The sequence below is a fragment of the Rosenbergiella collisarenosi genome (assembly GCF_018494085.1).
Classification (GTDB): Bacteria; Pseudomonadota; Gammaproteobacteria; order Enterobacterales; family Enterobacteriaceae; genus Rosenbergiella; species Rosenbergiella collisarenosi.
In genome coordinates this window covers 329,417-351,715 of sequence record NZ_JABBFP010000002.1, presented here as the reverse complement: position 1 = coordinate 351,715, position 22,299 = coordinate 329,417, and the positions used below count along the sequence as shown (strand labels likewise).

Here is a 22,299-nt window from a genome sequence, read left to right as displayed (position 1 = left end):
GGTAAAAAAAAGGCATCTTTACGATGCCTTTTTATCTTTATGTCGAGAGTTTATCACTCATCGTCAATAACGTCATCGTCCTCGTTATCGACTTCAGGAGGTAACGCATCTTCCCCCTCAGGCACTGACCCATCGATAGTGTCGAGTTCTTCTTCCGCAACAGGCTCTGCAACGCGTTGTAGTCCAACGACGTTTTCGTCCTCTGCGGTACGGATAAGGATAACGCCCTGTGTATTACGACCTACGATGCTCACTTCTGATACGCGGGTTCTGACTAAGGTTCCCGCATCCGTGATCATCATAATTTGATCAGAGTCGACAACCTGTACGGCACCAATCACTGGACCATTACGCTCAGTCACTTTGATAGAGATAACACCCTGTGTAGCCCGTGACTTGGTTGGGTACTCTTGTGTTGCCGTACGCTTACCGAAGCCATTTTCGGTAACCGTTAGGATTGCGCCTTCAGCATTAGGAACAATCAACGATACGACCTGGTCGTCAGCGGCTAGCTTGATCCCACGAACCCCCGCAGCAGTCCGGCCCATCGTTCTTACCGCTTGCTCAGAGAAGCGCACGACTTTACCGGCCGCGGAGAACAGCATGGCTTCATCATCACCTTCGGTCAACGCAACGCCGATCAGTGAATCGTCATCACGAAGATTGATGGCGATAATCCCCGCACTACGTGGACGGCTAAAGTCAGTCAGAGCCGTTTTCTTCACCGTACCGCTCGCCGTTGCCATAAAGACATTAACCCCTTCTGCATACTCTTTCACTGGCAGAATAGCGGTGATCCGCTCATTCGCCTCAAGAGGTAGCAGGTTGACGATAGGTCGTCCTCTCGCTCCGCGACTCGCTTCTGGTAATTGATAAACCTTCATCCAGTACAGGCGTCCGCGTGAGGAGAAGCACAGTATCGTGTCGTGGGTGTTCGCGACGAGTAACCTATCGATAAAGTCTTCGTCTTTAATCCGTGCGGCAGACTTCCCTTTACCCCCACGACGCTGAGCTTCATAATCAGAGAGCGGTTGGTACTTAACGTATCCTTGGTGAGAAAGCGTAACGACGACATCTTCTTGATTGATCAAATCTTCAATATTGATATCGGCAGTATTAGCCGTAATCTCCGTACGACGCGCATCGCCAAATTGTTCACGTACCGCGACGAGTTCTTCGCGGATCACTTCCATCAAGCGCTCGCCGCTACCTAAAATGTAGAGTAGCTCAGCGATCTCTTCGAGCAGCGCTTTATACTCGTCGAGTAGCTTCTCATGCTCAAGACCCGTCAGTTTTTGCAGACGAAGGTCAAGAATAGCTTGGGCTTGTTGTTCCGTAAGATAGTAAGTCTCTCCGCGGATACCGTATTGCTCTTCCAACCACTCAGGACGCGCTGCATCGTTGCCCGCTTTTTCAAGCATTGCCGCAACATTACCCATCGCCCAACCTTGCGCAATCAGACCGGCTTTAGCTTCAGCAGGCGAAGGCGCTCGACGGATAAGCTCGATAACCGGATCGATATTCGCGAGGGCGATAGCGAGACCTTCTAAGATATGTGCACGGTCGCGGGCCTTACGTAATTCAAAGATAGTTCTACGCGTAACGACTTCACGGCGGTGGCGCACAAAGGCTTCGAGAATGTCCTTCAGTGGCATAATCTTAGGTTGGCCTTGATGTAGGGCAACCATATTGATACCGAAAGAGGTCTGTAATTGCGTGAGGGAGTAAAGGTTGTTTAAGACCACTTCTCCGACCGCATCACGTTTGATCTCGACAACGATACGCATACCATCTTTATCAGATTCATCGCGTAGTGCGCTGATCCCTTCGATCCGTTTATCTTTGACCAGCTCGGCGATTTTCTCGATGAGACGGGCTTTATTGACTTGATAAGGGATTTCATGGATGACAATAGTTTCGCGGCCCGTTTTGGCATCCGCTTGGACTTCGCCACGTGCACGAATATAAATTTTACCCCGGCCCGTGCGGTAGGCTTCTTCGATCCCACGACGTCCGTTGATGATTGCAGCAGTAGGGAAATCAGGGCCTGGAATATGCTCCATCAGGCCTTCTAGCGTAATATCGTTATCGTCGATAAAAGCCAGTGTCCCGTTGATCACTTCCGTCATGTTATGCGGAGGAATATTCGTCGCCATACCGACGGCAATCCCTGATGACCCGTTTACGAGCAGATTCGGAACACGCGTCGGTAATACGTCTGGAATTTGTTCATTTCCGTCGTAGTTAGGAACGAAGTCTACAGTTTCTTTCTCAAGGTCAGCGAGGAGCTCATGAGTAATTTTCGCCATACGCACTTCGGTGTAACGCATTGCGGCGGCAGAGTCACCATCGATAGAACCAAAGTTACCTTGTCCATCCACCAGCATGTAGCGCAGCGAGAAAGGCTGAGCCATACGTACAATCGCATCGTATACGGCAGAATCACCATGTGGGTGATATTTACCGATTACGTCACCGACAACACGGGCAGACTTTTTGTAGGGTTTATTCCAGTCGTTACTTAATTCGTTCATCGCGAATAATACGCGACGGTGAACAGGCTTCAATCCATCACGGACATCAGGTAACGCGCGGCCAACAATGACCGACATGGCATAATCGAGATAAGAGGTCTTTAGCTCTTCCTCAATATTAACCGGTGTGATTTCTCTTGCAAGGTCGCTCATGGAGCCGCTATCCCTCTAGAATATTACCTAATATAAAGAACGGAATCATAACACATTTCCCCTATCAGGTGCACCTCTCTCCGCCACTTCCTCCACTTATCGTAATCCTTAGGTGATGAACCGCGGTGAAGCGTTTATACTTAGCCAACATTTCCCAGGAGTAAGTGTCGATGAGTGACCAATTTGAAGCCGAAAGACAAAATGTTGACCAACAAGAGATTGCAAAATTTGAAGCGGTTGCAAGTCGCTGGTGGGATCTAGAAGGTGAATTTAAGCCTCTCCACCGTATAAACCCCTTACGCTTAGGCTATATCACTCAACAAAGCCAAGGGCTGTACGGCAAGAAAGTCCTAGACGTCGGTTGCGGTGGGGGGATCCTTGCTGAAAGCATGGCGAAAGAAGGCGCCGAGGTGGTCGGCCTCGATATGGGTGCCGAACCGCTGGCGGTCGCTCGGCTTCATGCCCTTGAGAGCCAGGTAACGATCGACTACGTGCAACAAACGGTCGAAGCGCATGCCGCGGAGTATGCCGGGCAATATGATGTCGTCACGTGTATGGAAATGCTTGAGCATGTCCCGGACCCACGCTCTGTCGTGCTCGCCTGCGCGCGTCTCGTGAAGCCAGGAGGAGAAGTCTTCTTCTCGACTATCAACCGTAACCCTAAAGCCTGGCTCATGGCTATCTTCGGCGCAGAATACGTATTGCGAATGGTTCCTAAAGGGACCCACGATATTAAAAAATGTATCCGCCCTTCCGAGCTCCTAGGCTGGGTCGACGAAACCCCATTAAAAGAACGCGACATGATTGGATTACATTACAATCCTTTCACTAATCGCTTCTCCTTGGGCGGTAACGTCGATGTGAATTACATGATCCACACGCATTACCCTCTCCCCGCTTAACCTCCCCGTTCCCCCTGTTTAAGGGGGGAACGTTGTCGCGCGAATAATCAATTTGACCGAAATCTCATCATACGCATCCATGATGAAAAAAAAGCGGAAATTGTTGACAGCTCGCCCCCCCTTTTCCCATGCGGTTTTGGCAAAAAACAAGAGATCCTTAGCATTTTTTTGTGCTTGTATCCTCCTTAATTCCCTCTACAATAAAACACCATATTGTTACCGCATTGACAGCAAGACACTACATGTAGTGTTTATCCACAGTCTTATTCACAATAATGTGACTGTGCATAACCCTGTTAATAGGTAGCCTCCTAAGTCTTTCGAAACAACAGGACACCGCCGCATGAATCAAAGTCTGCTCGTGACTAAACGCAATGGCCAGCAAGAACGTATCGATTTGGACAAGATACACCGAGTACTTGATTGGGCAGCTGAGGGATTGAACAACGTCTCTGTTTCACAAGTTGAACTGCGCTCACATATTCAGTTTTATGATGGTATCAAGACGTCAGATATCCATGAGACGATAATTAAAGCGGCGGCGGACCTTATTTCACGCGATGCACCGGACTATCAATACCTCGCGGCGCGCCTTGCCATCTTCCATCTACGTAAAAAAGCGTACGGGCAGTTTGAACCGCCGGTCCTTATCGATCACGTAAGAAAAATGGTAGATCTAGGCAAATACGATGCCCATCTGCTGACTGATTATACTGAAGCAGAATTTGCCGAGTTAGAGAGCTACATCGACCATTGGCGCGATATGAACTTCTCCTATGCGGCGGTTAAGCAGCTCGAAGGTAAATACCTAGTACAAAACCGGGTCACTGGCGATATCTATGAGAGTGCTCAATTCTTATATATCTTGGTCGCCGCGTGCCTGTTCTCTGCTTACCCTAAAGAGACGCGCCTCGATTATATCCGTCGTTTTTATGACGCAGTCTCCACGTTTAAAATTTCATTACCTACGCCAATTATGGCGGGTGTGCGTACTCCGACGCGCCAGTTTAGCTCTTGCGTTCTTATCGAATGTGGCGATAGCCTAGACTCCATTAATGCGACCTCAAGCGCTATCGTGAAATACGTTTCACAGCGTGCTGGAATCGGGATTAACGCGGGGCGTATCCGTGCTCTAGGTAGCCCGATTCGAGGTGGTGAAGCGTTTCATACCGGCTGTATCCCTTTCTATAAGCACTTCCAAACGGCAGTGAAATCGTGCTCACAAGGTGGCGTCCGTGGCGGAGCTGCGACACTGTTTTACCCAATGTGGCATTTAGAGATAGAAAGCCTGCTAGTCCTGAAAAATAACCGTGGCGTTGAAGGCAACCGCGTTCGTCATCTCGACTACGGCGTACAGATCAATAAATTGATGTACCAACGTCTGGTTAAAGGCGGTGATATCACGTTATTCAGTCCGTCAGATGTTCCCGGTCTCTACGATGCATTCTTTGCCGACCAAGCCGAGTTCGAGCGTCTTTATACGCAATACGAAGCGGATGATTCGATTCGTAAGCAGAAAATGAAAGCCGTGGATCTGTTTGCCTTAATGATGCAAGAACGTGCCTCGACCGGCCGTATCTACATCCAAAACGTTGACCACTGTAATACTCATAGCCCGTTTGATCCGGCGGTCGCACCAGTACGCCAATCTAACCTATGTTTAGAGATCGCACTGCCGACTAAACCTTTAAACGATATCAATGACGAAAATGGCGAAATCGCACTGTGTACTCTGTCGGCTTTCAACCTCGGGGCGATCGATGACCTCAGCGAGTTAGAAGAGCTAGCGACCTTAGCTGTACGTGCGCTAGATGCCCTACTCGATTACCAAGATTATCCTCTGATTGCTGCAGAACGCGGCGCGATGGGCCGTCGTACGCTGGGTATTGGTGTGATCAACTTCGCTTACTACTTAGCGAAACACGGTAAACGTTATTCTGATGGCTCTGCCAATAATCTGACGCATAAAACGTTCGAAGCTATCCAATATTATCTATTGAAGGCCTCAAACCAGTTAGCCAAAGAGGCGGGAGCCTGTCCTTGGTTTAACGACACCACCTATGCGGCAGGTATCTTACCTATCGATACCTACAAAAAAGATTTGGACGCGATCAGTAACGAGCCCCTGCATCTTGATTGGGAAAGCCTACGCCAAGAAATTAAGACGCATGGCTTACGTAACTCTACGTTATCAGCCCTGATGCCGTCAGAGACCTCATCGCAAATCTCTAACGCTACCAATGGTATCGAGCCACCGCGTGGCTATGTCAGCATCAAAGCGTCGAAAGACGGTATATTGCGTCAGGTTGTTCCGGAGTATGAGCGCCTCCACGATCAGTACGAGCTGTTATGGGAGATGCCTTCGAACGACGGTTATTTGCAACTCGTTGGGATTATGCAGAAGTTTGTTGACCAAGCGATCTCTTCAAACACTAACTACGATCCAACGCGTTATACCGGTGGAAAAGTTCCGATGCAGCAACTATTGAAAGACCTGCTGACCGCTTATAAATTTGGCGTTAAGACACTTTACTACCAAAACACGCGTGACGGTGCGGAAGACTCCCAAGAAGATCTATTACCCGAAGCGGAAGACGATGGCTGCGCAGGTGGAGCTTGTAAGATCTAACCACTACGACGGCTAAGGTAAGCAGGCAAATGCCTGCTTACCTTCACTCTTTTCTTATTTGCTAATGATTGGGATACCTCAATGGCTTACACCACATTCTCACAAAATAAAAATGACCAGCTCAAAGAGCCGATGTTCTTCGGTCAACCGGTTAACGTTGCCCGTTACGATCAACAAAAGTATGAAATTTTCGAAAAGCTGATCGAAAAGCAGCTCTCCTTCTTTTGGCGTCCAGAAGAAGTCGATGTATCACGGGATCGGATCGATTTTCAAAAACTCCCTGAACACGAACGTCATATCTTTCTGAGTAACTTAAAATACCAGACACTATTGGACTCGATTCAGGGCCGCAGCCCGAACGTTGCGCTACTTCCTATTATCTCTATTCCAGAATTGGAAACGTGGGTCGAAACCTGGGCATTCTCTGAGACTATTCACTCACGATCCTATACCCATATTATCCGTAACATCGTTAACGATCCGGCCCTGGTCTTCGACGATATCGTCACCAACGACCAAATCCTGCGTCGCGCAGAAGATATCTCTAAGTATTATGATGACCTGATCGAAATGACCAACTATTGGCATCAACTCGGTGAAGGGCAGCATCAAGTCGCGGGTAAAACAGTGATCGTCTCACTGCGTAATCTGAAAAAGCAGCTTTACCTGTGCTTAATGAGCGTTAATGCCTTAGAAGCTATTCGCTTTTACGTCAGCTTTGCCTGTTCATTCGCCTTCGCGGAACGCGAATTGATGGAAGGCAACGCGAAAATCATCCGTCTGATCGCACGAGATGAAGCGCTACACCTTACGGGTACGCAGCATATGCTTAACCTGTTACGCAGCGGCGAAGACGATCCTGAAATGAAAGAAATTGCCGCTGAGTGCGAGCAAGAGTGCTTTGAGCTGTTCAAGAAAGCCGCAGAGCAGGAGAAAGAGTGGGCAGAATATCTGTTCCGGGATGGTTCGATGATCGGGATGAATAAAGATATTCTTTGCCAATACATCGAGTATATCACTAACATTCGTATGCATGCGGTGGGACTTGAACTGCCATTCAAAACCCGCTCTAACCCGATCCCTTGGATTAATTCGTGGTTAGTCTCCGATAACGTGCAAGTCGCTCCACAAGAAGTTGAAGTCAGCTCTTACCTCGTCGGCCAGATCGATAGCGTCGTCGACACGGATGGTTTCAACGATTTCGAACTGTAATCATGACCAATAAACCCGCGCGGATAACACTCAGCCACTCTGGGAAAATGGTGGAGCGAGAGCTTCACCACTCCAGTTTATTACAGACCTTAGAGCATCATCAGCTCGAGGTCGAGTATCAGTGTCGCGAAGGTTACTGCGGATCATGTCGTGTGAAGCTCTGTAAAGGCCAGGTCTGCTATGCAAGTCAGCCCCTGGCCTTTATCCAGCAAGGGGAGATCCTCCCCTGCTGTTGCCAACCCAACGGCGATATCGAGATCGAGCTTTAAGTTTCGTCGACGCGGTTAAGACCCTGATAAATGATTTGTACTGTTTGCCCGGTTAGCCAGCGGTGAACGAGGTACATCGCCTGTATCACTAGAATAGCCTGCAGTCTTGCGGGTGACGCTGTCAGCGACTCACTCACACTGACCTTAAAGATATAGCGCTGCTCCGGCGTTACCAGTCCCAATTCGATATAACAACCGTCGATTAACCCACTAATCGTGACAGAAAGGGTTGTGGTGCGATCGCCATCAGGTAAATACGTCTCTAGCGCTTGCGACCCAAGGTCACTTTGATGACCCATAGTGAGTGCACTGCGCAGGGGGGCCTGTGCGCTGCTGAGCGTCCAACAGAGTAATCCCGCAGAAAACCCCTCACGCAACTGTAATTGATACTGCTGCGCCTTGAGTAACGTCGTAATTTCGGTAGCGAAATCACTCTTCCCTTCAAACAGAAGGTAATCGTGCATCAGAATTTTAATAGTCTGCCAACAGGCTTGCATCTCAGCGCGTTGCGCTTCCTGACCGCTTAGCTTTACTTCAACGATAGGAGCTGCGGCACGGTAGCCCAAGGTCACTCCAGCAGGAAGGGCAATATCGGCGAGTTGTGACGCAATGAAGCTTTCCCCGCGGCCAAACGTCGTCAGGCGCAGGCAGAGTAATTTCTCGGGTGCTGGGCAAAGATAACGCAGGCGCGGCATTACCTGTTCAGTAATCATTAACTGAAACTCAGAGGGTGGGCCGGGTGTGAAAAAGATCTGACAATCGTTGAGCTGTAAGCGGAATCCGCAAGCGGTGCCATTACCATTAGGTAGCATTTCCGCCATTTCGGGGATATCGGCCTGTTTTAAGTTGATATCCGCCATCTCGCTACCACGGCGTGCGAAGAAAGCCCTGATTTGCGTTAACCATTGTTCATTGCGAACAAGCCCTACTCCTGCCGCTTGTGCCGCAGCTTGCGAGGTGAAATCGTCGCTGGTCGGGCCCAAGCCACCGTTAACAACCAGTATATCGGCTACTTGGCTACGCTGTTTTAACGTGTCGACCAGTGTAGCGAGCGAATCGCCGGAGGTGGTTCGAAAGGTCATTGCATAGCCAGCCTCATAAAATGTACTGGCCAACCATACCGCATTGGTATCAATGATTTCACCATGCAGCACTTCATCACCCGTAGACAACATTTCGACCTTCACAAACACCACCTCCTAACCGCTAACGTTTAGTGGTCACGATACCGCAAATCATGCCGGCCGCCCAGCCTAACGCTAAGGTTCGCCACGGTCGCTCGGTCACGAACTGGTTAATTTTACGTATTCTACGCCCACTCCGTGCGATAACGGTTTCTTTGCCGACCTCTAGCGCCTCTCGCGCTTGGCTCAGTGCTAGCTCGGCCTTAGCTTTTAGACCTAGGTAATAGGTATCTGTCACGTCAACTTCTGCTGCCAATAACGCCTCAACGCTCTCCGTAAGCGCGGAAAGTTGCTGTTGTAATTGCTCCTGCTGATTCCTCTTAGACATACTCTCTCCTTTTGCGATCAAGACACATTAAGAATACTAAGCCTAGTACACCTTTATTTAATCGGTGCTACGCTGTTATAAGCATAGCACACGCTGTTTATCCGCTAATTTTATGTAAGAATGCTGACGAACAGGATTACTCTGAAAAGCAGTAGTAAAACGAATTTTAAGCACGCTATAGTATCTGAATAATTATCGACACGGAGGGTAAACCCTCCATTCATCCCTAGCTTTAAGGAAATGTTTTCGGCATGAATCGTAGAAAGTTTGTTAAGGCGTCAGTCGCACTCTCAGCTTTTGGTGGTCTTTCGGGGATCTCAGGATTACTCTCAAACCAAGTATGGGCGGCGGATGGTATTGCCGACGGCACAGCCAAAAAATTCAGTTTCGATAAGCTAAAGGCGCATGCAAAGCAGGTAGCCGCTGCTCCATGGAGCGGTGCCCCAGCCGCCCTCCCCGCTACCTTAGCTAATCTGACTCCACAGGCCTATAACAGTATTCAGTACGATGCTAAGCATTCGCTATGGGCCAATGTCCCACATCGCAAACTGGACGTACAATTTTTCCACGTCGGTATGGGATTTAAGCGCCCTATTCGTATGTTTTCCATCGATACCGCCAGTCAAGATGCACGCGAAATCCACTTCCGTCCGGAACTCTTCAACTACCACGACGCCAACGTTGATCTAAAACAACTGCAAGGAAAAACGGATCTCGGCTTTGCGGGATTCCGTGCCTTTAAAGCCCCTGAATTAGCACGCCGAGATATCGTCGCTTTTCTGGGTGCGAGCTACTTTCGTGCAGTAGACGATACCTTCCAATACGGCTTATCTGCTCGTGGCGTGGCAGTCAATACGTTCACACAACACGAAGAGTTTCCTGACTTCACCGCCTTCTGGTTTGAAACGCCGAAGGCCGATGCCACGACGTTTGTGGTCTATGCGCTACTCGACGGCGCGAGCCTAACCGGTGCCTATAAATTTACCATCTCTTGTGACGATAAGCGTACGGTGATGAATATTGAAAACAGCCTCTTTGCCCGTAAGGATATTGAGCAGCTGGGCATTGCACCAATGACCAGCATGTTTAGCTGCGGGACAAATGAGCGGCGCATGTGCAATACCTATCACCCGCAAATTCATGACTCCGACCGCCTCGCCATGTGGACGGGTAAAGGAGAGTGGATTTGCCGCCCACTGAACAACCCGCGTCAGCTCTCGTTTAATGACTTTAGCGACGAGAATCCAAAGGGCTTCGGGCTATTACAACTCAACCATAATTTTAGTGATTATCAAGATGTCATTGGCTGGTACGACAAACGCCCTAGCCTGTGGGTAGAGCCGGTGGGCCAATGGGGTAAAGGGGCGATTAACCTGATGGAGATCCCAACCACGGGTGAAACGCTGGATAACGTTGTCTGTTTCTGGCAACCGGCAACTACCGTTAAGGCAGGGACTGAGGTTAGTTTCGCCTATAACCTGTATTGGAGCGCTTTACCGCCTGTAGAAAGTAAGCTATCGCGAGTAGTTTCTACACGTACCGGTATCGGTGGTTTCCCTGAGGGTTGGGCGCCTGGCGAGCATTTCCCTGATACGTGGTGTCGCCGCTTTGCCGTCGATTTTACTGGCGCTGAGTTAAAGGATGCTGCAGCGAAAGGGATCGAGCCTGTGATCACCGTTTCGTCGGGAACCTTTAAACAAGTCGAGATCCTCTACGTTGAACCGACCAATACCTATCGAATCTTATTTGACTGGTATCCGAATAGCGACAGCACGACCCCTGTCAATATGCGCATGTTCTTAAGAACGAAGGATCAGACGCTTTCGGAAACTTGGCTCTATCAATATTTCCCTCCTGCAGCAGACCAGCGTAAATACGTTGACGACCGTAAAATGACTGCTGGAAATTAAGCCCTTACCCTGAACCGCCACATCGCGGTTCAGGGTTATCCCTCCTTGCACAAAATCTCGTTATTTCTCTGCCGCCTTCCTTGCTATCCACAGGAATTTGCTATAGTTAATTTGTGCAAGCTTCGAAATCATCACCTACTATTATTATATTCTCGCTTAATTCTAATCATAAAAAGGAAATCGCTATGCGCAAGGCAAGTTTATTAATTATCGGAATGTTAATCAGCGGTACCGCCATGGCAAACATGGCCAGTGGTAAATCGGAAGGTGAGCAAATTGCCGGCGTTTGTACCCATATCAAACTGAATGCACACGCTATCGCTGAAAGCGACGCCAACACCATGAATGTCGGCAATGAGGTGCGCTTGGCTTTTAACCATGTGTTAAAAAACAACCCGCAACTCGCGCAAAATCCGACTGATGCTAAAATTGAACAGTGCAAACAATTAGTCGGTCAATCGCTGCATCACCTGAAAAGCAAATCTTTATAACAGTATTGAAGATAACAGTCCGGATCTTGGGCTGTTATCTCTTTTGTTCACGCTTAGGCTTTACCAAGATCACCGTCTATCAACTAGGGTGTCAAGGCATACGAATGTCCAGCCCTGCTCGTGGTCCACTTTGCTGTAAAATGTATTTCCCCTTCTCTTTATCGAAAACCCGCTCTTGTACTGAAGGCCTTGCAGTAGGCGTTATTGAAAAGTCGGAAACTTCGCTTCGAGTGCCGTTCTCAAGCGCATAACACCGCTCATTATTAATACGCGATCCACGGCGTTCCAATTCTGCATGAATTTTCAGCACCAAGCTGCCATCGCCGTTATAAGTGCCTAGACCACGACATAATTCATCATTCGTCCAGGTCGACAACTTGGCCTCGGTAATAGAGGAAGGGTTCGCACAACCGGTGACCGCTATAATCCCCAGCGGAAGGAGTAATTTTATAAATATCATCGTTCATCCTTGAAAAAGCCGTTATGGGCATAACTCTAAGAAAGATTTTTGCGAGCTTTGACGGGGGTATTATAACACTAATGATAGCTAGAGTTCGGGGGGAGCTTGCACCTACTCAACACGAGGGTTTTTCAGTGCAAATAGAGTCTTAATAATCTTACAGCAGTGGCTGCGCCATCTGTACCAAGGTAATCAGCGGTTGAGGATAGAAGCCCGCGACAATAATCACAACTGCCGAGAGCAATACAACTATTCCCCCAGCCGTATAGGCCCAATTATCGTGAGTATCACGGCTACGCTGCTCAGGTCCTTTTAGGAACAAGCTAACCGTCACACGTAGGTAGTAGTAAAGGCCAATCGCACTCCCTACCACCACCGCGGCAGTCAGCCACCACAGATGGGCCTGCACACCATTCGCTAATAGATAAAATTTACCTATAAAACCAAAGGTGGACGGTATACCCGCCAGCGATAACATCGAGGCAGCCATTACGCTGGCTAATACTGGACGTTGCCAGAAAAGACCACGATAGGAGTAAAGTGAGTCGGTATCGCTCCCATTAGCCGGTGACGACATCAAGCTAATAACCCCAAAGGCAATCAACGAGCTAAACAGGTAGCCGACGAGATAAATGCCTGTCGCCTCTAATGACAGTTGATGAGACGGCGTCGCGATCAATGCAATCAATAAATAACCTAAGTGCGCAATGGATGAGTAGCCGAGGAGCCGCTTAATGTTACTTTGCGAGATCGCCATTAAGTTACCGACCAAAATAGAGGCGAAGGCGATCACGGCGAGGACGACACGGATAGACTCATTGTCTGCCACCGGGATGGAGATGAACAAGCGGATCAGGACGGCAAAGATCCCAATTTTACTCGCCGTCGCTAAGAAAGCCGAGACCGGGGCCGGAGCACCTTGATACACATCCGGTGTCCATAAATGAAAAGGCACCAACGAAAGTTTAAAGCCCAGACCGATAATCAGTAGCCCAAAGCCGGTGATTAAAAGAGGCTGTTGTACTACGCCTTCAGCGAAGACTTGTGCGAGTCCAGGAAAACCAAGACTACCGCTTGCCGCATAAATCAGTGCAATGCCGAACAGCATAAACGATGAAGCTGCCGCAGACAGGATCATATACTTCAGTGCCGCTTCTAAAGAGCGTTTCTGTTGAAACGCATAGCCGACCAAGCCAAAGAGAGGCAACGACAGCAGCTCAACCCCGATAAATAGCGAGGCAAAGTGGTCGGCATACGCCAACACTACGCCGCCAAGCCCGGCGATAAGGACTAATAGATAGAATTCATCTTTATGATCGGCATAGCGCTCAAGCCAACGATAGGCGAAGGTACATGTCGCCAAACTCGCAAGGATCACCAGACCACTATAAAAAAACGCATAATGATCGGCCCGTAATAAATCGGTAACCGTCGTTACCGATTGATGAGCAGGGATCCACAACGAGAAGAGCGCAAGGTTAAGGCCAATCACCGTAAGCGTAGCGTTCAAAAAATGATTGCGACGCCAAGCAATGGACAGCATCACCACCACCACTGTTAATCCAATGATTAGCATCGGTAAGAGTGAGAGCAATTGTTGAGAAGTTATTGTCATGGCGGATTACTGCCTTGTCATTGTAAGTGAAGCATTAAACCAGTGCTGAATGGCACCCATGGTCGATGAAGAGGTGTCGAGGATCGGTTGCGGGAAAACCCCCAGCAGCACGACCAATACCACCAAAATCAGGATCATCGTGAATTCACGCGCATTCATCGCCGCCAAGGGTGTCGCGGATTTCGGTGCGCCGTAATACGCGCGCTGCATCATGATTAACGAATAGACCGAGGCAAACACTAAACCGAAGGTGGCAATCACGATAATAACAGGGACCACTTGGAAGCTACCGGTGAGGATCATAAATTCCCCGGCAAAGTTACCCGTACCGGGCATCCCTAAGTTTGCCACCGCAAAGAACAGCGACATTGCTGGGATCCATTTGATACGCGCCCATAGGCCGCCCATCTGCCGCATATCACGGGTATGTAAGCGTTCATACAACTGACCGCAGAGGATAAATAGCGCAGCCGAGGAGAGTCCGTGCGCAATCATCTGCACGACTGCACCTTGATACGCCAGTTGACTCCCCGTGAAAATAGCGATGACCACAAAGCCCATATGGGAGATTGAGCTGTAGGCGATGAGACGCTTAATATCGGTCTGCGTAAAGGCCATCCACGCACCGTAGAAAATCCCGACCAATCCGAGTCCCATCGCGATCGGCGCAAACTCTGCCGAGGCCTGTGGGAACAGCGGCAGACTAAAGCGCAGCAAACCGTAGGCCGCTGTTTTTAGCAAGATACCGGCTAAGTCCACCGAACCCGCCGTTGGCGCTTGACTATGCGCATCGGGTAACCAGCCGTGCAGCGGAACGATTGGCATTTTCACCGCAAAGGCAATAAAGAATCCCAGCATCAGTAAATACTGCACATTATGTGACATTGGGGTGTTGAGCAGCTGCTCGTAGGCGAACGTCCATACCCCCGTGGCAGAATAATGAGTAAAGACTAGGCCGAGGATCGCAATGAGCATCACGAGGCCCGAGGCCTGGGTATAGATGAAGAACTTCGTCGCCGCAGAGATACGCGTTTTACCGTCGGAGGCTTTGTGGCCCCACAAGGCAATCAGGAAGTACATCGGAACCAGCATCAGTTCCCAGAAGAAGAAGAATAGGAACATATCGAGGGACAGGAAGACCCCCATTACGCCACCTAAAATCCAGAGTAAGTTAAGGTAGAAAAACCCTTGTCGTTTTTGGATTTCTTGCCATGAACACAACACCGCCATGAGACCGAGCAGTGCGGTGAGGACCACCATCAGTAGCGAAAGGCCATCAATCGCTAGGTGGAAGGTGATGCCAAAACGTGGGATCCACGCTGCGGTAAAAGATGACTGCCAGTGATCGACACCTACAGTCTGCGTGAATGAAAACCCACCTTGCGACCAGAGTTGCAAAGTAAGTGCTAGCGTTAGCCCCATCGTGACGAGCGCAATCCAGCGCGGTACTTTCACGCCTAAGCGTGCAGTCAGCCAGCACAGTAAGCCGCCAACGAAGGGGAGGATAATTAGCCAAGGTAGTAACACGGCGTAGAGTTCCCTTTTTTAGTGATTCTGAGTCATATTGCTCAAAAAAATTACGCTTGGAGGCAGAGGCACCGATAAACGCGCCCCCACCTACGCACCCTAGATCACCAGCAGTAACGCTAGCACAACCACAGCACCGATACCCATTGAAGCAGCATACCAGCGCACATAACCATTCTCACCGACCACCAAACCACGGTTAAATAATCGAGAGAAAACCGCAAACAGATTCATCAGTGCGTTGAGAGGATCCGATTTTAACAACCAACCTACCGCTTTAAAGGTTTTTACAAACAGTAGGTCGTAAAGCCAATCGAATCCCCATGCCGCGAACCACCACGTCGAAAGGAAACGTCCCGGAGCACTTGCCGCAATGGCATTGACCACGCGACGCTTACCTAGCCACAAGGCAGCCGCAATCAGGATACCAATGATCGCCACACAGCCAGATACCATTTCCAGCATCTCCTTGCCGTCGGATGAGAAATGGTTGTCAGGGAGGACGCCTGCTAGTGGCGGGGTAATCAATGCCCCAACGAAGGTCGATAGCACCAACAGCACCAGTAACGGTAGATGGTGGGTAATCCCTTTGCCCGCATGCGCTTTGATTTTCTCCTCGCCATGAAAGACGATAAAAATCATACGGAAGGTATAGATAGAGGTTAAAAAGGCACCCACTAATCCGGCGATCATCAGCCCATGATGACCGTTAGCCATCGCACCGAATAGAATCTCATCCTTACTGTAGAAACCGGCAGTAATGATTGGTAAGGCTGAAAGCGCCGCGCCGCCGACCAAAAAGCAGATATAAACTAGAGGGATGGATTTACGTAATCCGCCCATCTTGAAGATATTCTGTTCGTGGTGACAGGCGAGGATAACTGATCCTGACGAGAGGAAGAGTAATGCTTTAAAGAAGGCGTGGGTCATTAAGTGGAAAATCGCTGCATCCCAAGCTTGAACGCCCAATGCCAAAAACATGTAGCCAATTTGGCTCATCGTTGAATAAGCGAGGACGCGCTTGATATCGGTTTGCACCAACGCGGCGAATCCCGCTAAGACCAACGTTACGGCTCCTACAATACCTACAAGGTGCAGAACCTCAGGGGTTAACAGGAATAGACCATGTGTACGAGCGATTAAATAGACGCCCGCGGTGACCATAGTCGCCGCATGGATCAGCGCGGAAACAGGTGTTGGGCCTGCCATGGCATCTGCCAACCACGTTTGCAACGGAAGTTGTGCCGATTTACCGACGGCGCCGCCTAACAACATCAGGGTTGCCCACTGCAACATATGGTTGTTACTGGCGAAATGCTGAGGTGCCAATTCGACCACTTCACGAAAGTTGAGAGTACCCAACTCGTTGTAAAGGATGAACAGGGCAAAAGCGAGAAACACATCGCCGACACGGGTAATGATAAAAGCTTTCATCGCCGCTTTGCCGTTGTCTGGATTGGTGTAATAGAAACCAATCAGTAGGTATGAGCATAGCCCTACCCCTTCCCACCCGAGATACATCAGCATCAGGTTATCGGCTAAGACTAATACCACCATGCTCGCAATAAACAGGTTGGTATAGGCGAAGAAGCGGGAGTAGCCCTCCTCACCCCGCATATACCATGATGCAAACATATGGATAAAGAAACCGACACCGGTAACTACCGATAGCATGGTCATGGAAAGCCCATCAAGGGTGAACCGCACGGGGATAGTAAACGGCGGTACACTCATCCAGGTCCAGAGGGTCTGTTCGAATACCGCACGACCGTGAGCGAAAAAGTCCATTCCCACATACAGCGTTGTCAGCGCGGCAAGTCCAATTGATCCCATTCCGATGGTCGCGGAAAGATTCTCGCTCCAACGTCCCCGTGAAAAGGCCAGTAATACAAAACCAATTAGGGGAAAAAGCACAGTTAAATAAAGTAGGTTCATCCGCGCATCTCGCTCACTGAGTCAATGTTGAGTGTCTGACGACGACGATGGAGCTGAAGCAGCAAGGCTAGGCCGATGCTGGCTTCTGCCGCCGCTAAGCTGATGGCTAAGATATACATCACCTGCCCATCGGCCTGTCCCCAGTAGCTACCTGCAACCACTAACGCAAGCGCAGCGGCGTTGATCATGATCTCAAGACCAATCAGCATAAACAGCAAGTTGCGGCGTAAAATGATTGAGGCAAACCCCATGACGAACAAAATCGCCGCGAGGATTAAGCCATGTTGTAACGGGATCATGAACGGTTCTCCTTCTCATTATCCGCTCGGTCATCGGCACGATTAGCCAGCACTTCACCACGGCGTTCTTCGCGCCCTAAGTGATAAGCGACCACGACACCCGCTAACAGCAGCATCGACGCTAACTCGACCGCTAAAACGTAAGGGCCAAATAGGCTAATCCCTACCTCTTTCGCCGCGATAACGGTACCGTCGATACCCTGATCGTTAACCGTTAAAATGGACCTAACGATAACGACTAGCAGTAGTAAGGCAATCGTCCCCGGACCAACCCATAGGGAAGGTTTAAGCCATTCACGCTCTTGCTGAACGGTGCTTTTCCCTAGGTTGAGCATCATCACCACGAAGACGAATAACACCATGATAGCGCCCGCATAGACGATAATTTCCAATGCACCGGCGAAGTAAGCCCCGAGTGAGAAGAACACGCCAGCAATCGCGAGTAACGATACGATCAGATAGAGCAATGCATGAATCGGATTGCTATGAGTGATGACGCGTAGCGTTGCAAGAATGGCAATAATGCCGCAAAGATAAAACGCAAATTCCATGCCCGACTCCTTAGGGTAGTAAGCCTTTTACATCGATAGGTTTGGCTTCGTTTTCTGCGGAGCCCTTCTCTTTACCCTCGATCGCCATTCCCGCCATACGATAGAAGTTATATTCAGGGTATTTACCTGGCCCTGAAATTAATAAATCTTCTTTCTCGTAGACTAAATCTTGGCGCTTAAACTCCCCTAGCTCGAAATCCGGGGTCAGCTGAATCGCCGTGGTAGGACAGGCTTCTTCACACAGACCGCAGAAAATACAGCGAGAAAAGTTGATACGAAAGAACTCAGGATACCAACGACCGTCATCCATCTCCGCTTTTTGCAGCGAGATACACCCGACAGGACAGGCCACCGCACAGAGGTTACAAGCAACACAACGCTCCTCACCGTCCGGATCGCGCGTTAATACGATGCGGCCCCGATAGCGTGGTGGCAAATAAACCGGCTCTTCCGGGTACATCTGTGTTTCACGCTTGGCGAAGGCATGCATCCCTATCATCCAAATACTTCGGACTTGGGTTCCAAAACCCACCACTATATCTTTTATTTTCATGGTGTTATTCCTTACTGCGCGCTATAGAGAATGACGGCAGCGGTCGCCAGTAAATTCAATAAGGTAAGCGGTAGACAAACTGTCCAACCAAAGGTCATCACCTGGTCATACCGTGGGCGAGGAAGCGCTGCACGGATCAAGATAAACATCATCATAAAGAAGGCTGTTTTCAAGGCAAACCAGATAAACGGTGGTAACCAAGGCCCATGCCACCCACCAAAAAACAGGGTAACAATCAACGCTGAAACCGTCGTAATCGCCACATATTCACCGACGAAGAATAAACCAAATTTCATCCCGGCATACTCGATATGGTAACCGTCGGCTAGCTCTTGTTCCGCTTCCGGCTGGTCAAAAGGATGTCGGTGACACACGGCAACGCCCGCGATACAGAAAGTAATAAAGCCTAGAAATTGCGGGACGATGTTCCACAAGTGCGCTTGGCTATTTACGATATCTGTCATATTGAACGACCCGGCCTGCGCCACGACGCCCATTAACGAAAGGCCCAAGAATACTTCATAGCTAAGGGTCTGTGCTGAGGCACGCATGGCCCCGAGTAACGAATACTTGTTGTTACTCGACCACCCGGCGAACAGCACCGCGTAGACGGCCAAGCCTGCCATCATCAGGAAAAATAACAAACCGATATTAAGATCGGTTACCTTCCATGTTGGCGATACTGGGACGATCGCGAATGCGAGTAGTAAGGAGACAAAGGCAATAACCGGTGCCATGGTAAAGATCGCGCGATCAGTAAAAGGCGGTACCCAGTCTTCCTTAAAGAACATCTTAATCATATCGGCGACGAGCTGTAGTGAGCCTCCCCAGCCGACACGGTTAGGCCCATAACGGTTCTGGAACAAGCCCAGTAAACGGCGCTCAGCAAAGCTCATAAACGCGCCACACGCGACGACGACGAGTAAAATGACCACCGATTTTACGACTTGTACTAAAACGTCGATGACTTCAGGGGTGAACCAGCTCATGCTTGTGCCTCCTGCAACATATCCACTTGTGCCCCACTTAAATAAGGAGGAATGCCTGGCATGCCGACAGGTAGCCCTACTAACCCTTGCGGTAAGCTCGCCGAGATGCGTAGCGGTAGCGTCATCGCCACACCTAATGCGTGTAGGTTGACCGCTTGCCCTGCTTTAAGGCTAAGCTTTTGCGCATCATCAGGATGTAATACGACTTCTGCCGGTGCGACGCGCTGTTCAAAGACGGCAGAACGTTGTGACAGCTCTTCGCTCCCAAACAGACGCCACAGTGGTGCAACACGCCACTGAGATTGTGGCTGATAAGCGGCAGGGATCGCGGTGAACCATTCCCTCGCATGGCCTTGTCCGTCAAACAACCTGACACCGGGATCACCGTGTCGTAGATGGCCGCCCACTTCGTCTTGGAATTTATTCCACGCTTGAGGTGAGTTCCAACCCGGAGACCATGCGAAAGGAATCTGTGAACGCGGCGCATCAGGTTGGTTATTCCCTTCCATCGAGAAAGCGAACATCGTGTCCTTATCTTGCGGCTGGCGCGGCTCATGGACGCTGATATTCGCGCGCATGGCGGTCCGGCCACTAGAGCGATGTGGCGAACGCGCGAGTTTCTGACCACGAATACGGAATGATGCATCGGGGGCAGCATCTTTAATGGCATTGAGGAAAGGTTTTTCCGCAATCACCGCATCGATAACATGGTCGAGCTGTGACCAATCGGTTTCCCGACGATTGACGGCGCGCTCTAAGGCGTGCAGCCAGCGCCAGCTTTCCAGCTGTGTGATCGTCGTATCGTAGTAGGCCGGATCGTAGACTTGGAAGAACCGCTGCGCCCGACCCTCTTGGTTAATCAAGGTGCCATCCGCTTCGGCGAAACTGGCCGCAGATAAAATAACGGAAGCTTGCGCCAAGGTTGGCGTTGCTTGATGGTCAAGCACCACGACCTGTTCAGCGCGATTAAGCGCGTCATCGATGATTGCGGCAGGAAGGTGACGATAGAGATCGTTTTCCATGATCACGACCGCGTCGGCGTCACCAACGGATAATGCGTTTAACGCCTCTTCGAGCGGTTTACCGCCGAGGAGTCCAAGGCCAATACTGTTAGCTTGCGGTGCCAGCAGTGTGATACCGACATCGCTACCTCGCGCCTTTAACGCTTGTGCGACATTCGCAGCAGCGTGTAGAAGCTCATCGCTGCCCGCATGGGTTCCCGCAATGATCAATGGCTTTTTCGCCCCACTCAATGCTTGCACGATCACATCGACCTTGCCATTAAGTTGCGAGTCAAAATCATGAACCGCGGGTGCCGAGTCATCGAGGGCATGAGCAATCGCAAAGCCCAGTCTCGCTTGATCTTCCACCGCGGCACAGTAGTTCCATGCGGCGATATCATCAAGACGTGTCGGTTGTGCGGTAGTCATAAAGAGTGGATGTTTTGCATGCTGACCGATATTTAAGATCGCCGCAATCTGCCAATCAGCCACTTTCTGTGCCGCTGCTAGCTCCCGCGCCTTACCCTTAACGGCTTGACGTACAGAGAGTGCCACACGGGCGCCCACTTGGGTAAGGTCTTCACCTAACACTAGCACGGCATCGTACTGCTCAATCTCTCGCAGTGAGGGGGTATAAAGCCCACGATTTTGGAGAATATCGACAATCAGTTCGACGCGACGTTGCTCATCTGCAGGCATACCCGTGGAGAAGTTTTCTTGGCCAACCAACTGCTGTAGGGCAAAGTTACTTTCAACGCTAGCTCGACCCGAACCGATCCCGATAACACGCTTCGCTTGACGCAGCAGATCGGCGCTAGCGGTGATCGCTTGTTCAGCGTTCATCGTTACCCAGTTATCGCCATGACGTAGCTGCGGGTGACGAGGACGGTCTTCACGGTTGACATATCCATAGCCAAAACGGCCACGGTCGCACAGGAAATAGTGGTTTACGCTACCGTTAAAACGGTTTTCAATACGACGCAGTTCGCCATAACGCTCGCCGGGACTGGTATTACAGCCGATGCTGCACTGATGGCAGATACTCGGTGCATACTGCATATCCCACTTACGGTTATAACGCTCAGAGTGCGTTTTATCGGTGAAGACACCGGTTGGGCACACTTCGACCAAGTTACCGGAGAATTCACTCTCAAGGGTACCGGACTCAGTGCGACCGAAATAGACGTTATCATGGGCGCCGTATACGCCAAGGTCAGTACCGCCTGCATAATCCTTGTAGTAGCGCACGCAGCGATAACAGGCGATACAGCGGTTCATCTCATGAGAAATAAATGGCCCAAGATCTTGGTTTTGATGAGTACGTTTGGTGAAACGATAGCGACGGAAGTTATGGCAGGTCATCACGGTCATATCCTGCAGGTGGCAGTTACCGCCCTCTTCGCATACCGGGCAGTCATGGGGGTGGTTAGTCATTAACCACTCGACCACACTCTCACGAAATTCACGCGCTTCGGCATCATCAATCGAAATAAAGGTCCCATCGGCAGCCGGTGTCATACATGACATCACCAAACGACCGCGAGTGTCTTCCGCGTTTTGATATTGCTTCACTGCGCATTGACGACATGCCCCGACACTGCCTAGTGCCGGATGCCAGCAAAAATAGGGAATATCAAGGCCCATGGAGAGACAAGCTTGTAGCAAGTTCTCTGCCCCATTCACCTGATACTCTTTTCCGTCTACATGAATTGTAGCCATAGTCAACATGCTCAAGTAAGGCTCGGTTTGACGCGAGC

The 22,299-nt window shown here is 50.0% G+C and carries 18 protein-coding genes; 6 read left to right on the top strand and 12 right to left on the bottom strand.

Annotation, left to right across the window (positions count from 1 at the left end; translation table 11 throughout):
* Window positions 1-53: 53 nt before the first annotated feature.
* Complete coding sequence (gyrA, locus tag HGT70_RS04510; protein ID WP_071430767.1) at window positions 54-2,687, bottom strand: DNA topoisomerase (ATP-hydrolyzing) subunit A; 2,634 nt, start codon at window positions 2,685-2,687, stop codon at window positions 54-56.
* Window positions 2,688-2,857: 170 nt separating this feature from the next.
* Here gyrA and ubiG point away from each other — a divergent pair, with 170 nt between their 5' ends.
* The 4 genes from ubiG to yfaE all read left to right on the top strand — a co-directional run bounded on the left by ubiG (window position 2,858) and on the right by yfaE (window position 7,699).
* The gene (ubiG, locus tag HGT70_RS04505) at window positions 2,858-3,589 is read left to right on the top strand and encodes a bifunctional 2-polyprenyl-6-hydroxyphenol methylase/3-demethylubiquinol 3-O-methyltransferase UbiG (protein WP_214195020.1); all 732 of its coding nucleotides are present in this window, start codon (window positions 2,858-2,860) and stop codon (window positions 3,587-3,589) included.
* Between the two features lie 343 nt (window positions 3,590-3,932).
* Window positions 3,933-6,218: a class 1a ribonucleoside-diphosphate reductase subunit alpha gene (gene nrdA / locus HGT70_RS04500; protein WP_214195019.1), complete on the top strand. Its 2,286-nt coding sequence runs from the start codon at window positions 3,933-3,935 to the stop codon at window positions 6,216-6,218.
* 81 nt (window positions 6,219-6,299) lie between these two features.
* Window positions 6,300-7,430 (top strand): class Ia ribonucleoside-diphosphate reductase subunit beta, encoded by a 1,131-nt coding sequence (nrdB, locus tag HGT70_RS04495; RefSeq protein WP_071430773.1) that lies wholly within the window; start codon window positions 6,300-6,302, stop codon window positions 7,428-7,430.
* 2 nt (window positions 7,431-7,432) lie between these two features.
* Window positions 7,433-7,699: a class I ribonucleotide reductase maintenance protein YfaE gene (yfaE, locus tag HGT70_RS04490; protein WP_071430775.1), complete on the top strand. Its 267-nt coding sequence runs from the start codon at window positions 7,433-7,435 to the stop codon at window positions 7,697-7,699.
* Here yfaE and HGT70_RS04485 read toward each other — a convergent pair.
* Window positions 7,696-8,886 (bottom strand): CinA family nicotinamide mononucleotide deamidase-related protein, encoded by a 1,191-nt coding sequence (locus HGT70_RS04485; protein ID WP_214195018.1) that lies wholly within the window; start codon window positions 8,884-8,886, stop codon window positions 7,696-7,698. The genes yfaE and HGT70_RS04485 overlap by 4 nt on opposite strands.
* A gap of 19 nt (window positions 8,887-8,905) precedes the next feature.
* The gene (locus HGT70_RS04480) at window positions 8,906-9,211 is read right to left on the bottom strand and encodes a DUF883 domain-containing protein (protein ID WP_071430777.1); all 306 of its coding nucleotides are present in this window, start codon (window positions 9,209-9,211) and stop codon (window positions 8,906-8,908) included.
* A 251-nt stretch (window positions 9,212-9,462) separates the two neighbouring features.
* Here HGT70_RS04480 and HGT70_RS04475 point away from each other — a divergent pair, with 251 nt between their 5' ends.
* Window positions 9,463-11,121 (top strand): glucan biosynthesis protein D, encoded by a 1,659-nt coding sequence (locus HGT70_RS04475; RefSeq protein ID WP_214195017.1) that lies wholly within the window; start codon window positions 9,463-9,465, stop codon window positions 11,119-11,121.
* Window positions 11,122-11,306: 185 nt separating this feature from the next.
* Window positions 11,307-11,612, top strand: coding sequence for a hypothetical protein (locus tag HGT70_RS04470; protein ID WP_071430781.1), 306 nt, complete (start codon window positions 11,307-11,309; stop codon window positions 11,610-11,612).
* Between the two features lie 91 nt (window positions 11,613-11,703).
* On the opposite strand, the gene HGT70_RS04465 is transcribed toward HGT70_RS04470, so the two are convergent.
* The 9 genes from HGT70_RS04465 to nuoG form a co-directional block, all read right to left on the bottom strand.
* The gene (locus HGT70_RS04465) at window positions 11,704-12,072 is read right to left on the bottom strand and encodes a hypothetical protein (RefSeq protein ID WP_214195016.1); all 369 of its coding nucleotides are present in this window, start codon (window positions 12,070-12,072) and stop codon (window positions 11,704-11,706) included.
* A gap of 157 nt (window positions 12,073-12,229) precedes the next feature.
* The gene (nuoN, locus tag HGT70_RS04460; RefSeq protein WP_214195015.1) at window positions 12,230-13,687 is read right to left on the bottom strand and encodes an NADH-quinone oxidoreductase subunit NuoN; all 1,458 of its coding nucleotides are present in this window, start codon (window positions 13,685-13,687) and stop codon (window positions 12,230-12,232) included.
* 6 nt (window positions 13,688-13,693) lie between these two features.
* Window positions 13,694-15,214: an NADH-quinone oxidoreductase subunit M gene (gene nuoM / locus HGT70_RS04455; protein ID WP_071430787.1), complete on the bottom strand. Its 1,521-nt coding sequence runs from the start codon at window positions 15,212-15,214 to the stop codon at window positions 13,694-13,696.
* A gap of 99 nt (window positions 15,215-15,313) precedes the next feature.
* The gene (nuoL, locus tag HGT70_RS04450; RefSeq protein WP_071430789.1) at window positions 15,314-17,149 is read right to left on the bottom strand and encodes an NADH-quinone oxidoreductase subunit L; all 1,836 of its coding nucleotides are present in this window, start codon (window positions 17,147-17,149) and stop codon (window positions 15,314-15,316) included.
* On the bottom strand, window positions 17,146-17,448 hold the full coding sequence (nuoK, locus tag HGT70_RS04445) for an NADH-quinone oxidoreductase subunit NuoK (RefSeq protein WP_071430791.1): 303 nt from the start codon (window positions 17,446-17,448) through the stop codon (window positions 17,146-17,148). Before nuoK ends, nuoL begins: the two co-directional genes overlap by 4 nt.
* A complete protein-coding gene (gene nuoJ, locus HGT70_RS04440; RefSeq protein WP_071430793.1) occupies window positions 17,445-17,999 on the bottom strand; it encodes an NADH-quinone oxidoreductase subunit J in 555 nt (184 codons plus the stop codon). Before nuoJ ends, nuoK begins: the two co-directional genes overlap by 4 nt.
* A 10-nt stretch (window positions 18,000-18,009) precedes the next feature.
* Window positions 18,010-18,552, bottom strand: coding sequence for an NADH-quinone oxidoreductase subunit NuoI (gene nuoI / locus HGT70_RS04435; RefSeq protein ID WP_071430795.1), 543 nt, complete (start codon window positions 18,550-18,552; stop codon window positions 18,010-18,012).
* An 11-nt stretch (window positions 18,553-18,563) separates the two neighbouring features.
* Complete coding sequence (nuoH, locus tag HGT70_RS04430) at window positions 18,564-19,541, bottom strand: NADH-quinone oxidoreductase subunit NuoH (RefSeq protein ID WP_214195014.1); 978 nt, start codon at window positions 19,539-19,541, stop codon at window positions 18,564-18,566.
* A complete protein-coding gene (gene nuoG / locus HGT70_RS04425; RefSeq protein ID WP_214195013.1) occupies window positions 19,538-22,261 on the bottom strand; it encodes an NADH-quinone oxidoreductase subunit NuoG in 2,724 nt (907 codons plus the stop codon). Before nuoG ends, nuoH begins: the two co-directional genes overlap by 4 nt.
* Window positions 22,262-22,299 lie beyond the last annotated feature (38 nt).

Coding starts and splice junctions, on each gene's coding strand:
- nuoL (WP_071430789.1), bottom strand. CDS start 17,149: ATGAACCTACTTTATTTAACTGTGCTTTTTCCCCTAATTGGTTTTGTA.
- yfaE (WP_071430775.1), top strand. CDS start 7,433: ATGACCAATAAACCCGCGCGGATAACACTCAGCCACTCTGGGAAAATG.
- HGT70_RS04465 (WP_214195016.1), bottom strand. CDS start 12,072: ATGATATTTATAAAATTACTCCTTCCGCTGGGGATTATAGCGGTCACC.
- ubiG (WP_214195020.1), top strand. CDS start 2,858: ATGAGTGACCAATTTGAAGCCGAAAGACAAAATGTTGACCAACAAGAG.
- nrdB (WP_071430773.1), top strand. CDS start 6,300: ATGGCTTACACCACATTCTCACAAAATAAAAATGACCAGCTCAAAGAG.
- nuoI (WP_071430795.1), bottom strand. CDS start 18,552: ATGAAAATAAAAGATATAGTGGTGGGTTTTGGAACCCAAGTCCGAAGT.
- nrdA (WP_214195019.1), top strand. CDS start 3,933: ATGAATCAAAGTCTGCTCGTGACTAAACGCAATGGCCAGCAAGAACGT.
- nuoG (WP_214195013.1), bottom strand. CDS start 22,261: ATGGCTACAATTCATGTAGACGGAAAAGAGTATCAGGTGAATGGGGCA.
- HGT70_RS04475 (WP_214195017.1), top strand. CDS start 9,463: ATGAATCGTAGAAAGTTTGTTAAGGCGTCAGTCGCACTCTCAGCTTTT.
- nuoH (WP_214195014.1), bottom strand. CDS start 19,541: ATGAGCTGGTTCACCCCTGAAGTCATCGACGTTTTAGTACAAGTCGTA.
- nuoJ (WP_071430793.1), bottom strand. CDS start 17,999: ATGGAATTTGCGTTTTATCTTTGCGGCATTATTGCCATTCTTGCAACG.
- nuoN (WP_214195015.1), bottom strand. CDS start 13,687: ATGACAATAACTTCTCAACAATTGCTCTCACTCTTACCGATGCTAATC.
- gyrA (WP_071430767.1), bottom strand. CDS start 2,687: ATGAGCGACCTTGCAAGAGAAATCACACCGGTTAATATTGAGGAAGAG.
- HGT70_RS04480 (WP_071430777.1), bottom strand. CDS start 9,211: ATGTCTAAGAGGAATCAGCAGGAGCAATTACAACAGCAACTTTCCGCG.
- nuoK (WP_071430791.1), bottom strand. CDS start 17,448: ATGATCCCGTTACAACATGGCTTAATCCTCGCGGCGATTTTGTTCGTC.
- HGT70_RS04470 (WP_071430781.1), top strand. CDS start 11,307: ATGCGCAAGGCAAGTTTATTAATTATCGGAATGTTAATCAGCGGTACC.